The organism is Microbulbifer sp. THAF38 (genome assembly GCF_009363535.1).
GTDB lineage: Bacteria > Pseudomonadota > Gammaproteobacteria > Pseudomonadales > Cellvibrionaceae > Microbulbifer.
On record NZ_CP045369.1, the window covers coordinates 3,655,235 to 3,668,991 of the forward strand.

Here is a 13,757-nt window from a genome sequence, read left to right on the forward strand (position 1 = left end):
CGTGTATTAGTTAGCTTTTTCCGCCACGTGCTTTGACGATTTCCTGGGCCAACTCATTCACCGCCATAGCGTAGAGGCGGCTGCGGTTGTAAGTGGTAATGGTGGAGAAGTTGTTGAGCCCCAGCCAATATTGTTTGCCCTGCTCTGTCTGCAGGGAGAAAACGATCGCGGGCATTTCCGGCGCAACCTGGCTGGTCGCATTAAAGCCCTTTTCCGCCAACTCACCGACAGTCCATTCGGGCTGCAGGGTATCGTTGACAATGGTCATATCCGCATTGGGGCGCGGGTTGGCCAACACGGTGGTTGGTTCGCCAGGTTTCCAGCCGTGCCTTGCCAGGTAGTTGGCGACACTGCCGATCGCATCGGTGGTGTTTGTCCAGATATCCACCTTGCCATCTTCACTGAAATCCACCGCATAGGCGCGATAGCTTGAGGGCATAAACTGACCAAAACCCATGGCGCCCGCATAGGAGCCCTTCAGTGCGAGGGGATCCATACCCTGCTCGCGAGTCAGAAGGAGATAATTTTCCAGCTCTTTGGTGAAGAATTCAGAGCGACGAGGATAGTTGAAGGCCAGGGTGGAGAGCGCATCTAAGACCCTGTAGCCCCCCATGTTGCCACCGTAGCGGGTTTCAATGCCGATAATCGCAACGATCATCTCAGCTGGCACACCGTATTTTTTCTCGGCCTCCGCCAGCGCCTCGGCATTCTTATCCCAAAAATCCACACCACCGGCAATACTCTGCGGCGTCAGGAAAAGCTTTTTATATTCATACCAGGGCTTGGCCTTTTCCGCGGGGCGCTTGATCGCCTTGAGGATGGAGTCCTTGCGCTTGGCATTACGCATCAATTCCTGCATCTCTTTGCGGTCAAATTGATGCTCTTGCACCATATATTCCACGAACTTTTGCGCACCGGCATTATCGCCGTGGCCGGGCTCCTGCGCACAGGCTGCCAATACCAGCCCCATTCCAATCAAAAGTCCCGAGGTCCACTTCAAAACCACCGCTCCTATCTTCATCTCGCGTCTCTACATCCAGTTTTTTATTTACGCCGCATGTCCATTAAAAATGCACCCTGCGTCGCTCGGTCCCTACGGCCATGAGAATACCGAATCCCGCCATCAAGGTAATCAGTGAGGTGCCACCGTAACTGATTACTGGCAAGGGTACCCCCACCACTGGCAACAATCCCGTAACCATACCAATGTTTACAAACACATAGACAAAAAAAGTTAGGGTTATACTCCCCGCCAGCAGGCGCCCAAACAGGTGTTGCGCCATAAAGCTAATATAGATACCGCGGGCAATCACCAACACATAGAGCAAAAGCAGCAGTAAAACACCGCGCATTCCCCACTCCTCCGCCAGCACCGCGATAATAAAGTCGGTATGGCTCTCCGGCAGGAAATCCAGCTGCGACTGGGTGCCCTGCAGATAACCTTTTCCATAGATACCCCCGGAACCGATAGCGGCTTTGGAATTGAAAATATTCCAACCGGCCCCGAAGCGGTCATCGTTGGGGTTCAGTAACGTGAGGATACGCTGGCGCTGGTAGTCCCTGAGTCCCCACTGCCAGATTGGCCAGGCGGAAACCACCAGGCCCATGGCCGCTGCCCCGATCATTTTCCAGCTCAATCCGGCCAAATAGAGCGCGAACAGGCCGGAGGCAGCGATCAGGATAGAAGTCCCCAAGTCTGGCTGGCGCACAATCAAAGCGGCTGGAATCGCCACAATGGCCAGAGCCCCTATAACAGTCACAAGAGATGGCGGCTGGGCGCGCTGATGCAGGAAAGCCGCCACCATCATCGGCACCCCCAATTTCATCACCTCCGAGGGCTGGAAGCGAAAGCCGGCAATCTCCAGCCACCGCTGAGCGCCCTTGGCGCCGGTGCCAAAGAGCAACACTCCCACCAATAGGGCACAGCCCCCCAGGTAAGCCCAGGGTGACCAGCGCCGATAAAAATCCAGTGGGATTTGCGCAACAATAAACATGCCGGTAAAAGCCAGACACATAAAAATAGACTGGCGTCGCACGTAAGTCATATCGCCGCCAGAGGCACTGTAGAGCACCCCCAGCCCCACTGCGGCCAGAACCAGCAACAGCACCAGTAGCGGCACATCGATATGCAGGCGCCGCGCCAAGCTCACCGGTTTTCGAAGGCTACCGTGGGCATCGGACAGCCGGTGGGAAAAATCTCGGCTAGCCATTATCCGCCCCCTCAAACAATCTGGTTTCCTGTGCCGTCTTCTGCTGGGTATCCGGGCGCGGCACCCACTCGGCAAATACTTCACGAGCCACCGGCGCCGCCACTTTGCCGCCGCCCTCACCGTTTTCCACCAGAACGGCCACTGCGATTCGAGGCTCATCCACAGGCGCAAAAGCGACAAATAAAGCGTGATCCCGATGGCGCTCTGCCAGGGCTTCTGAGTCGTAGCGCTCCCCCTGGGCAATGCCCACCACCTGGGCGGTACCGGACTTACCGGCAACACGGAAATTCAGCCCCTTGCCGGCACGTTTACCGGTGCCAGTTCTGTGGTTTACCACCGCTTCCATTCCCTCAAAGACCAGGTCCCAATTCTCCGGGCGCGCCTCCAGGTTATGTAAAATTTCCGCGGGTTGTTCCACACCGTTGATGCTTTTCACCATCTGTGGGCGATAGTGAGTGCCGCGGTTGGCGATGGTGGCAGTCATCACCGCCAGCTGCAGTGGTGTCGCCAATACAAAACCTTGCCCCAGAACCGCATTCAGGCTGTCACCGGGGAACCAAGGCATACCTCGCGCACCGCGCTTCCAGTCCCTCGAGGGGAAAAGGCCCGCACGCTCCATTGGCAGATCGATACCCGTCTTGGAACCCAAACCAAAGTGGGTAGCCATATCGTGCATGCCATCGATATGCCAGCGGTGGGCCATATCCCAGAAATAGACGTCGCAGCTCTGCGCCATAGCCTGAATCAGATCCACTTTTTCTCCATGCCCCCAGCGCACATGGTCGCGGTACAGACGCGGATCATTGGGCAGCTTGTAGAATCCCGGATCCTTAATTTTGGTATCTCGGGTGATCAATCCAGCCTCGAGCCCCCCTAATCCCATCAGCGGCTTCAGAGTCGAACCCGGCGGGTATTGGCCCTGCACGGCGCGGTTAAAAAGGGGCACATCGAGGGAATCGCTGAGGGCGCGATAATTGGCAAAACTGATCCCGGTCACAAACAGGTTGGGATCGAAGGAGGGTTTACTCACGAAGGCCAATACGCCCCCGGTATTCACATCGATCGCGACAACCGCACCGCGTTGGTCGCCCAAGGCATCAGAGGCCACCTGCTGCAAATGGGCATCCAGGTGTAGGCTCAGGTTCGAGCCAGGCTTGGGGTCCTGGCGTTCCAGCACCCGCAACACCCGCCCGCGTGCATTGATCTCCACATTTTCATAACCCACTTCACCGAGCAGGGTTTTCTCATAGGAGCGTTCCAGCCCCACCTTGCCGATACTGCGGGTACCGCGATAGAGGCGCACGTCCTCTTTGGTGAAATTGCTCAGGTCGCGATCACTAATACGCCCCACATAACCGACACTGTGGGCAAACAGATCCCCCAAGGCGTAGTAGCGCACCGACTCGGCTTCTACGGAGACCCCGGGCATACGGAACTGGTTGACACTGATGCGCGCGATTTCCTCTTCACTCAGGCGAAATCTCAGAGGTATCGGCTCAAACGGACGGCGGCGTCCCAGGCGCTTGCGAAATTTGGCCACATCGCTGTCGTCGAGGCGGATCAGGTGACCGATCAATTCGAGGGTCGCGTCCAGGTCCTTCACCCGTTCGCGCACGATGGAGAGGTTGTAACTGGCGCGGTTATCGGCCAGCAGAATTCCGTTGCGATCGTAAATCAGTCCGCGAGTCGGGGCGACAGGGCGCACCTGGATACGGTTCTCATCGGACTGGGTGCGGTAGTCGTCGTAATTAACCACCTGCAAGTTATAAAAACGCGCAATCAAAACTCCCAGCAGTGCAATCACGCCTACAATGGCCACCAACATACGGTTGCGAAACAGTCGCTGTTCCGTGTGCGGGTCCTTGAGGTGATGATCGTGGGGCATTGGCGTTTTTTAAACGATTATGACTGGCGCGGGAAAAGACTAATTCGGACTACATTACCACAGCGAGCGCGCGGAGAGAGAATCCCAGTTGGCAAATCTCTCCGCACTTGGTCTCAAATGTCCTATTTGTGATAGGGGTGGCCGGCAAGCAGTGTCCAGGCGCGATAGATTTGCTCAGCCAAAACGACACGCACCAGAGGGTGCGGCAGGGTCAAAGGCGACAGGGACCAGCGCTGCTGTGCCCTGCTCAAGCAGTCTGGAGAGAGCCCATCCGGGCCACCAATCAACAGGCTGACATTTTCCCCCAGCAGCTGCCAGTCGCGCAGCTGATCGGAAAGTTGCTCTGTGCTCCAGGGCTTACCTTTAACATCCAGTGCCACCACGTGATCACGCGGACCAAGGGCGGCGAGCATTGCCTCGCCCTCTTTCTTGCGCGCCTTTTCAATCAGCGCCGCGGAGCTTTTCTGGCCCCGCTGCCCCAGAGGGATCTCCACCATTTCCAGGGCAATTTCACGGGGCAGGCGCTTGGCGTATTCGGCATAACCCTCTTGTACCCAAGTGGGCATTTTGCCTCCGGCTGCGAGGATACGTACCTTCACCCTACTCAGCCCTGGTGGGGATCGCTGCCATCCGCCTCGTCGCGGGTATTCGGTGTCATAGACCAGAGTTTTTCCAGGTCGTAGAAATTCCGTACGTCTGCCAGCATTACGTGCACCACCAGGTCGCCGTAATCCACCAATACCCACTCGCCCTGTTCTTTGCCCTCAACACCGATCGGGCGCACGCCCTCTTTCTTGAGTTCATCGACCACATTGTCTGCCAGCGACTTCACCTGGCGACTGGAGGTACCGGTGCAGATCACCAGGTTGTCCATCACATCGGAGAATTCAGAAACATCCAAAGCAACAATGTCTTTGCCCTTGAGATCTTCCAGAGCGTTCAGCGCGATATCTTTAATATTTGTCATAACACCTTGATTCATTACTGGTCACCACTGGTGACCGATTCTGTATAGAGTTGATGGTCTTCAATATATTGCAACACAGCTGCTGGCAGCAAAAAGCGCGGCGATTGGCCGCTGCCCAGCAGCTTGCGAATCTGTGTGGCGGAAATTGGCAACAGGGTTTGCTCGCGCAAAACCAGGCGGCCGTAAGCGTGTTTGTGTAAATCGGCCACAGTGCCGGAATGCTGCTGTAGTAATTTCGCCAGTTCAGCATTACCACCCGGTTCACCCACTTCCGGCAAATGCCAGCCGGGTCTGGTCACCACGACCAAGTGAGCTAACTCCAGCAGCCGATGCCAGCGATGCCAGCGATGCAGGGTCAACAGGGAATCGGTGCCCATACAGAAACTGATGGACACTTGCGGCCCCAATTCCTCACGCAGTGCTTCGAGAGTATCCACCGTATAGGTATCACCGCCACGCTGCAGTTCCCGTTCATCCAGCTGCAATTCATCGCAACCCACCAGCGCCAATGCCAGCATTTCACTGCGCTGACGCGAGGAAACACCTGGGCTCTGTCGGTGACGGGGCTGGTGGCTGGGTAGCAGACGCATTTCATCGAAATCCAGAGCCTGGCGCAGCTCCAACGCCATACGCAGGTGGCCGAAGTGCACCGGATCGAAAGTGCCGCCGAATAAGGCAATGGTCTGCCGCTTAGTTGCCAAAATTACCTCTTTGTTGGCTGCCGAACCCGGATATTATCGGCGGATATGCCCGTCACCAAACACGATCCACTTCTGCGAAGTGAGCCCCTCAAGCCCCACCGGTCCGCGGGCGTGGATTTTATCAGTACTGATACCAATTTCCGCCCCCAGGCCGTATTCAAACCCGTCGGCAAAGCGCGTGGAGGCATTGACGATCACCGAACTGGCATCCACTTCGGCGAGAAAGCGACGGCTACGGCTGTAGTCCTGGGTCACAATGGCCTCGGTATGGCCTGAGCCATAGCGGGCGATATGGTCCATGGCGCCATCCATATCCGCCACAACACGGACAGCAAGAATTGGCGCCAGGTATTCCTCACTCCAGTCGCCATCACTGGCGGCGTTGATCTGCGGCAGTATCTCGCGAGTGCGCTCACATCCACGCAATTCGACGCCCTTCAGCGTATAAGCCTCGGCCAGGCGCGGCAGCATTCTCTCGGCAATGGCCTCGGCCACCAATAGCGTTTCCATGGCGTTGCAAACGCCATAGCGGTGAGTCTTGGCATTCAAGGCAATCTCAAAGGCCTTCTGCTCGTCAGCAAGATCATCGATATAAACGTGACAAACGCCGTGCAGGTGTTTGATCACCGGTACACTGGCCTCGCGGCTGACCCTTTCGATCAAACCGGTGCCACCACGCGGCACAATAACATCCACATAGTCGGGCATGGTGATTAGGGCGCCCACCGCAGCGCGATCGCTGGTATCCACCACTTGTACCGCGGTTTGCGGCAAGCCCACTTCACGTAAACCCGCACGGATGCAGGCAGCGATAGCCCGATTGGAATTCAGTGCCTCACTGCCGCCACGCAAGATGGTCGCGTTACCGGATTTCAAGCAGAGACTGGCCGCATCGATAGTCACATTGGGGCGGGACTCATAAATGATCCCCACGACACCAAGGGGGACGCGCATTTTGCCCACCTGAATTCCGCTGGGCCGATAGCATAAATCCTCAATTTCCCCTACAGGGTCCGGCAGATCGGCCACCTGTAACAGGCCCTCAATCATACCGTCGATGCGCTCATCATTGAGTTCCAGTCGATCAAGCAGCGCCGCATCCAGACCGCGCTCGCGTCCGGCCTGCATATCAGCCGCATTGGCCTCGGCTAACTGAAGGCGCTGGGCCTCAAGCTCAGCGGCTATAGCCTTGAGAGCACGATTCTTGGTCTCGGTATCGGCGCGTGCCATCACGCGAGAGGCCTCGCGGGCAGCTCGGCCCATTTGTTCGAGCTTGTCGCGGGTGGATTGCTGATCAGTGGTAGCAGTCGTGGTCACTTGGCTCTCCGTGCGAAATCCGGTCGGCCGCGCAGTATACCCCAGCGGCCGGGGGTTTAAACGGCATAAATATGGAGCTGCAGGAGGATTGTTACAGTCGGGTCACTCCCGGCTCCAACGATCCAGGTTCTCGGCGATATTGGCGAGACGCGCTAGCGGATCTTCCAAACCCAGCAGATCCACCCTGGCTTTATCTTCAAGAGGTAACAGCTGGGCCAGCTGCCAGGACAGCGCATCGGCGGAATCGACATTATCAAACTTGAGCGAGAGGTCCTTAGCGCGCTCCTTTAACTCCTCCAGCACTGCCAACAGGCCATCGCAATCGGCAGGTATCGGCCGGGGTGAGCTGTCTGGCAACCACTCCACATCGCCGAGCAAAAGACCGTCCTCAGCGCGCTCGGTATGATTTATGCGGAAACGCCGCCGTCCCACCACCTGCACATGCAGCAGCCCCTCCTCACCCTGACTCCAATCGACAATATGCACGTAGACCCCCAGGGGCCAAACAGAGGCATTACCCACCTCCCCGCCAGAGCGAATCAACACCACGCCAAAACCGCTCTCACTTTTTAGGGATTCGCTGACCAGATGTAGATAGCGCTGTTCAAAGATACGTAGTGGCAGGGCAACCCCTGGATATAGAGGCACACTTAGGGGAAAAAGGGGAATCTGTTGCAAAACGCTCTCTCGTCGGCTGTGTTTGAACACTAAAGATACCATTGCCAATAGGCTGACCGAGATGGCTGGTGATACGTTTTAACGCCAATCCGGCAAACTGAGACCTAAATTCACCCGTATCCCGACAATTGTCGGTGGCAAGAGCGGCTTGCAGCCATTAAGCTGCAGCGGTTTATCAACGAATGGAGACTATTCATGCCCAAAGCAACAGCCCGCCATATCTTGGTTCAGACTGAAGACAAGTGCCTGGAATTGAAAGACCAGATTGAGAATGGCGCCGATTTTGGCAAAATCGCCGAGCAATTCTCCCAGTGCCCTTCCGGCCGTTCCGGCGGTGACCTGGGCGAGTTCAGCAAGGGTATGATGGTACCGGAATTCGACAAGGTCGTTTTCTCTGAGGAACTGCACAAGGTACACGGTCCAGTGAAAACCCAGTTTGGCTACCATCTGCTGGAAATCACCAGCCGCCAGGATTAATTGCTAAAGCGCAATTAGCCCAAAACTATCAAGCGCCGGTTAGCTCAGTGATTATTGCTGACTGGTTGGCAAAAAAAATCCGGAATCCCTCCAAGGGCTCCGGATTTTTTATATTTCTGCCAGCCGGTGGTTGCAAACTACTTTGTCATACCAGAAGAGTACCGAGTAATACGAGCATCTGTTTGCATCATTCCCGCAATTGGAGGTTGCCCACAATAGGAGGCTGACAGAAGCGAGGCCAGCGTTTATATCTTGCGTAAAACGCTTTCCCTAAGCATGGCATCGCCCCCCAAAAGCTGGGCGATATTTCGACTATCATCTAATCCTGAATGCTGCCTACCTTTAAATTCAAGTCTCTCCAGCTGAAGAGCCCTGCTGAGGCCGACGCGCTGCCCCCTTTTCCGAGAGAATAGCTCTTTGATGTTTATATGAGGCAAATACTCCAAAGGGTTAGACAGCGCCTTGGCACCGGTCTCCATTTGTATTTGCTCAGCATCGAATGCTCCCCAGCTTCCCCATGCAGATAAATCATAGAGAGAAAGCCAATCACTAAACAAATTCAGTACCTCTGCCAGGGGCGGTGCATGATCAACTTCGTCCTGGAGAATCCCAGTTAAGTCGGTACAAAATGGGGTTAATTTGCTATGAATCGAAGGACTGACGTAAAACTGCCTTTCATCCAAGATGAGAAATGAGTCTCCTGACAATTTAGCAATAATGGCGCCCAGCTCGATAATTTCCATCTCTTCACGCGCTATAGCAGGTGCATCATTACAGGTGCATTCGAGATCGACGATCAGAATAGAGACTTGGCTTTTCATTAGAAGCAAAGATTTTTTCGACACACTTATAAGTAAAAAGGATACAGCCTTGCCTGCAAACTCAACATCCAAAAACTGCCAATAGATGAGTTTAAAAATAGCTTTAAAACGCCATGTATTTCTTCAGCCCACGGCACAAAAAACAAGCAGCCGACAATAGTGTTGCAGCCTAATAAAAACACTTCCGACTCAAACTGCAGGCCCCTTGCCTCACCGCAATACTCCACCTCCCCCCTCTAGCGCATTATCATTTTTGACTCACTAGAGAGATAAGCGCCCATTGACATCCAAAATTTACTCCATCGCCACTCGCACCACAAAGTAAAAATCCCGCACCCTAATGCCCGCACCCCTTACAGTAAGACTATAATTTTCCCCTTAATGAAAAGGGAAAAATTATCTACTCAATAGCGCGATCTTTTACAAAAATGTAGCGGAAATATTCACTAAACTTGGCACACCGCGGCAACACACAACCAGCACAGAAAATTCAACATCGTGTCGCAAAATATTTTTCTTTATGGAGCCGGGAAATTGGACACCGACAACCGTATAAATAGCTGGCAACCACCAGCGTTAGCGGACCCAGCCAGATATTTAAAGCTGACAGAGAACCCCTGGTTTAACCTATTGGTAGATCTGCAAGACATCATCACCCGAGAAACTGCAGCATTCTGGAAAAAACGGAGCATTGGAACCGTTCACCTGCCAGTGACCACGGGAAGCATCTCGAGCCCAAATGGATTGGGCAGCGATTCAATGCCTGTTCGCATTCAAATGGACGGCCATGAAACTTATTTGGCCGACTCTATGCAGTTCCACCTGGAGCTGTGCTGTCGAATGAAGCCTCAGGGGGTTTATTATTTGATGCCCTCTTTCCGCGGAGAGGACTGGGATACCACGCATTTATGTCAATTTATGCACAGCGAAGTAGAAATAAACGGCGGACTGCACGATGCCATGGCCCTAGCCGAGAGCTATATCCGCTCACTCTGTAACGCTATCCTCGCTGAACAGGCAGAACCTGTTCTGAATGCCGCCGGCAACTTAAGTCACCTAGAGGAATTAGCCTCAGGCAAGTTGGAATTCAAAGAGATTACATTCGATAAAGCTGCCGATCTACTTCGCGAAAAGCCTGGCTTGATACAGTCAACCAAATACGGTCGACATTTAACTCGAGAGGGGGAGAGGGAACTGATTAAAACCATCGGGCCTTTTGTCTGGGTTACTAAATGGGATCACGGTGTTGTTCCTTTTTATCAGGCGCTAGATAAAGATGGACACAAAGCGCTAAACGCTGATCTCCTATTCGGCTGTGGAGAGGTAATAGGTTGCGGTGAACGACATATCGATCACTTGGCCACACTCGAAGCCATGCAGGCCCACGGCATAAATCCAGAGCTTTATGAATGGTATACAAATATGAAGCAACAATGTCCAAAGCGAACGGCTGGATTTGGTATGGGCGTGGAACGGTTTCTTATGTGGGTCCTCAATCATGACGATATTCGTGATCTTCAGATCTTACCCCGTCGAAACGGATTCGAATTGACGCCATGAATTCACTGGATAACCAATCTCCAATTGGTAAAACCCTAGATCACAGCGACAACTTTACCTCGGAAAACAATACCCAAAAAATCCCGAAGCACTTACGCCCTATGTTTTTATTTGTAAATTCATGGATTGAGGAACAGGAGGGGCCGTTAACGGTATCTATTGGTGGAAGTATTGCTTCCTGTGAGGCCGATGTTTTTAGCGATCTAGACTTTACATTTATATTCTCCTCTAATCATGCACGCGATCTGGCCAAGATTCACTTCGAGCAATCTCTTAACAGACATTTTTCAATTTCAGTATCCTTTACCGCAGAACACGCAGGACTACCCAACCTACTTGTGTTCTACTCAACAGATAGCAACTGGGTAGTAAAGCTCGATGTGAGTTTTGAGACTTGCGTTGGGCCTCATTATTCCATTCCCGCGCCACAAATTTTCTTGCGCAAGGATATACCGGTCCAACTCAGCAAAAAAAATTACAACACCCCATTATCTGTGGAATATATATTGCGACGCTACTGCGGGTGGCTTTGGTTTACTCATACGAAAATCAAACGTGGTGAATATTTAGCCGCATGTGACTCCCTCGCTTTCACACGTAAACACGCAATTGTTCCATTAATCCAAATGGCCACGGGTACCAATTTACAAGGCGATAGGAGATTGGAAGAGCGATTACCCACTAGTTGGGTGGAGCAACTTCACCAGTCGCACCCCACAAGGCTTACGGAAGAAGATCTTCAGTCCAGCCAATTGACTCTTCATCAAATTTTCTTACGCGCACTTAAAGGAGCCAGACAGAATCACTTACTTATTAAAAACCCGCAGTACAAAAAAATTATCGATATTTTACGGCAGCAAGGATTATCCCTTGACTGGCCAAACTAAGATCTGCGGTACCCAACCCATGCCGTCACTTGTGTTGATAATATGACTATTGCGTTTCGCCCTCGTCTCACACCTGGAAAGGCAATCGCTGTTTTCTCACCGTCTTCCAATGCGGCTAGCAAATACCCAATCCGCTTGCAACAAGGTATTAAGTCCCTAGGTGCCGCGCTGAATGTCGAGGTTGTACTACCCGCACAAGTCACTTACTCAACGGGATTTACCGCCGGGAGTGCAGCACAACGCACACAAGTCCTAGAGGATTTATTACTGGACGACTCTGTTACAGCGATCATTTGTGCAATCGGTGGTTTTAATTCAGCAGAGATATTAGAGCACCTGGATGCAGAGGTCGTTCGCCGTCACCCTAAAGTGGTTGTTGGCAATAGTGACGCCTCCGCCCTACTCCTGGGCATCTACGCAATGGGTGGCTGGATCACCTACTTTGGCCCAGCAGTTTTACCGCAGTTCGGTGAATACCCTGATCCATTCCCTTTCACAGTTCACAACTTGCAAGCCGTTATATCCAATGAAACCGACCTTACGGAATTAGGTGATCCAAGAGCGTGGACTCAGGAATTTGCAGACTGGGGAAAGAATCCCCGTCAGCGACACTTGAAGACAGAAGGTAGTCAGCGGACTGTTTATCGAACAGGTAGTGGGAGTGGCATATTATTTGGTGGGAACATTGAAACACTCAATATGCTGATTGGAACTCCATACTTAAAGGTTCCAATGGATAGTATTTTTTTTTGGGAAGCACATGCTGAAGAGGCGCGCCTCGAACGAGTCCGACGGGCTTTAACTCACCTTCGCCAATCTGGTGTGTTCTCCCATGTTAGAGCCATGCTAATCGGCCGCTCCCCCCGATGTACAGAAGTTGCGGGGCTAACCTTAAAGGACATCGTACTTGAAGCCTGTGAGGATTATGATTTTCCGATTATTGCCAACCTAAGTTTTGGCCACACAGATCCCATACTCACTCTGCCAATAGGAGCGGAAGCCTATGTTGTTGCAGAACAAAGGGAAGAGGCTCGTATCACCCTTGTCTAATCTATCCTCTAAACAATCAGACTGCCCCTGTGGATATTGCTTTAACAGTTCAGAGGAAAAATCGCTGTTTACTGTATTCAAGAATGACTATGCAATTGCGATGGTACCAGAGCGACCCAGAATTCCAGGCAATGTGGTAATTATCCCCTATATTTATCACACTGACTTTACCTCTCTGAGCAAAAAGGAGTTTCACGGACTATTTCTCTGTGTCCGCGAAGCCACACTAGCGGTGGAAAGAGTTTATGACCCTGACGGCACAAATGTATGGTGTGACTGGGGTGATATCACAGGCCGATCTTATCAGCACTTGGTCTGGGAAATTGTGCCGAGAAATGATCGTAAGGAAGGCAGAAAATATCGCTATAAAGATATTCATTTGTGCCCCAAATGGACACAAGCACAACGTGCAGAAGAGGCAACACGGCTGAGAGAGGCCCTTCATCACTCAAGTTAATTTCTATACTTTTTTTAAATTTCAGAATAGCTCCTCGGTGTCTTTGGCTGTCAGTCTGGCTCGCAAAGAGGCTCAGCAGAGAAATCATGGATCGATTATTTGGTTACTCTAACTTACAACAATCTGCGTTGAGTTTATTGTGCCTTACACATTTCGAGTTCGAAGGCCTTGTCCATTATGCACTCTAATGCACTCCAATATCCCGCTGATTCAGGTCAGAAAGCATGCCTGCCTGGCAATCAATCCGCGACAACGCAGCAGAGGAGCACTACTGGTAATGCCTTTTGCTCACACTCACCATCTCACGGATTGTAATCCACAAGAGTTATCCGACATTAGTGATTTGACGCTAACTGGAATACATTTACTAAGGGAAACACTGGAACCTGACGGCATTCATACCTTCTGTAATTCCGGCATGGCAGCTGGACAGTCGGAAGATCACATGCATGTGCAAATCATTCCAAGATATGCTCAAGATCCATACTCTTTCGCACCCAGCGATGAAATACCTATTTCAAGCGACGATGAACTGATGAGCATTGCGATCAGTTTACAGAGGGGCAAGGAGAAGGTTAAGTAATTCTACTATTCATTGCGGCGGCGATCTGGGCGAGCTCAACAAGGTCATTTTCTCTGAGGCACTGCACAAGGTGCTCGGCCCGATAAAACCCGGTTTGGCTACCACCTGCTGGAAATCACCGGCCGTCAGGACTGACTCCCAGCGGGACAATCTGTCAATAAAAA

The 13,757-nt window shown here is 52.4% G+C and carries 15 protein-coding genes and 1 pseudogene; 7 read left to right on the top strand and 9 right to left on the bottom strand.

The window, feature by feature from the left end:
• Positions 1-10 precede the first annotated feature (10 nt).
• From mltB to FIU95_RS15850, 8 genes are all read right to left on the bottom strand, one after another.
• Entirely contained in the window at positions 11-1,021 is a 1,011-nt protein-coding gene (gene mltB / locus FIU95_RS15815; protein ID WP_152454682.1) for a lytic murein transglycosylase B, read from the bottom strand.
• 43 nt (positions 1,022-1,064) lie between these two features.
• Positions 1,065-2,210 (bottom strand): rod shape-determining protein RodA, encoded by a 1,146-nt coding sequence (gene rodA / locus FIU95_RS15820; protein WP_152454683.1) that lies wholly within the window; start codon positions 2,208-2,210, stop codon positions 1,065-1,067.
• A complete protein-coding gene (gene mrdA / locus FIU95_RS15825; protein WP_152454684.1) occupies positions 2,203-4,095 on the bottom strand; it encodes a penicillin-binding protein 2 in 1,893 nt (630 codons plus the stop codon). The genes rodA and mrdA overlap by 8 nt, the downstream gene beginning before the upstream one ends.
• A gap of 122 nt (positions 4,096-4,217) precedes the next feature.
• Positions 4,218-4,694 (bottom strand): 23S rRNA (pseudouridine(1915)-N(3))-methyltransferase RlmH, encoded by a 477-nt coding sequence (rlmH, locus tag FIU95_RS15830; RefSeq protein WP_152454685.1) that lies wholly within the window; start codon positions 4,692-4,694, stop codon positions 4,218-4,220.
• A gap of 5 nt (positions 4,695-4,699) precedes the next feature.
• Entirely contained in the window at positions 4,700-5,077 is a 378-nt protein-coding gene (rsfS, locus tag FIU95_RS15835; RefSeq protein ID WP_172975429.1) for a ribosome silencing factor, read from the bottom strand.
• Complete coding sequence (nadD, locus tag FIU95_RS15840; RefSeq protein ID WP_152454686.1) at positions 5,077-5,763, bottom strand: nicotinate-nucleotide adenylyltransferase; 687 nt, start codon at positions 5,761-5,763, stop codon at positions 5,077-5,079. Before nadD ends, rsfS begins: the two co-directional genes overlap by 1 nt.
• 33 nt (positions 5,764-5,796) lie before the next feature.
• Complete coding sequence (locus FIU95_RS15845; RefSeq protein ID WP_152454687.1) at positions 5,797-7,080, bottom strand: glutamate-5-semialdehyde dehydrogenase; 1,284 nt, start codon at positions 7,078-7,080, stop codon at positions 5,797-5,799.
• A gap of 102 nt (positions 7,081-7,182) precedes the next feature.
• Positions 7,183-7,758, bottom strand: coding sequence for an LON peptidase substrate-binding domain-containing protein (locus tag FIU95_RS15850; RefSeq protein ID WP_152454688.1), 576 nt, complete (start codon positions 7,756-7,758; stop codon positions 7,183-7,185).
• A gap of 195 nt (positions 7,759-7,953) precedes the next feature.
• Here FIU95_RS15850 and FIU95_RS15855 point away from each other — a divergent pair, with 195 nt between their 5' ends.
• Positions 7,954-8,235 carry a peptidylprolyl isomerase gene (locus tag FIU95_RS15855; RefSeq protein WP_152454689.1) on the top strand — a complete coding sequence of 94 codons (282 nt, stop codon included), beginning with the start codon at positions 7,954-7,956 and terminating at the stop codon, positions 8,233-8,235.
• A gap of 245 nt (positions 8,236-8,480) precedes the next feature.
• On the opposite strand, the gene FIU95_RS15860 is transcribed toward FIU95_RS15855, so the two are convergent.
• Complete coding sequence (locus FIU95_RS15860) at positions 8,481-9,128, bottom strand: 3'-5' exonuclease (RefSeq protein WP_152454690.1); 648 nt, start codon at positions 9,126-9,128, stop codon at positions 8,481-8,483.
• Between the two features lie 462 nt (positions 9,129-9,590).
• Here FIU95_RS15860 and FIU95_RS15865 point away from each other — a divergent pair, with 462 nt between their 5' ends.
• The 6 genes and pseudogenes from FIU95_RS15865 to FIU95_RS21810 form a co-directional block, all read left to right on the top strand.
• The gene (locus FIU95_RS15865) at positions 9,591-10,616 is read left to right on the top strand and encodes an asparagine synthetase A (RefSeq protein WP_216646261.1); all 1,026 of its coding nucleotides are present in this window, start codon (positions 9,591-9,593) and stop codon (positions 10,614-10,616) included.
• Positions 10,613-11,503 carry a hypothetical protein gene (locus tag FIU95_RS15870; RefSeq protein ID WP_152454691.1) on the top strand — a complete coding sequence of 297 codons (891 nt, stop codon included), beginning with the start codon at positions 10,613-10,615 and terminating at the stop codon, positions 11,501-11,503. The genes FIU95_RS15865 and FIU95_RS15870 overlap by 4 nt, the downstream gene beginning before the upstream one ends.
• 42 nt (positions 11,504-11,545) lie before the next feature.
• The gene (locus FIU95_RS15875; RefSeq protein ID WP_152454692.1) at positions 11,546-12,553 is read left to right on the top strand and encodes a S66 peptidase family protein; all 1,008 of its coding nucleotides are present in this window, start codon (positions 11,546-11,548) and stop codon (positions 12,551-12,553) included.
• Complete coding sequence (locus FIU95_RS15880) at positions 12,546-13,010, top strand: HIT family protein (protein ID WP_152454693.1); 465 nt, start codon at positions 12,546-12,548, stop codon at positions 13,008-13,010. Before FIU95_RS15875 ends, FIU95_RS15880 begins: the two co-directional genes overlap by 8 nt.
• Before the next feature lie 187 nt (positions 13,011-13,197).
• Entirely contained in the window at positions 13,198-13,593 is a 396-nt protein-coding gene (locus FIU95_RS15885; protein WP_152454694.1) for an HIT family protein, read from the top strand.
• Positions 13,594-13,609: 16 nt separating this feature from the next.
• Positions 13,610-13,728 (top strand): annotated as a pseudogene (locus tag FIU95_RS21810) (peptidylprolyl isomerase); the annotation flags it as partial.
• Positions 13,729-13,757: the final 29 nt, after the last annotated feature.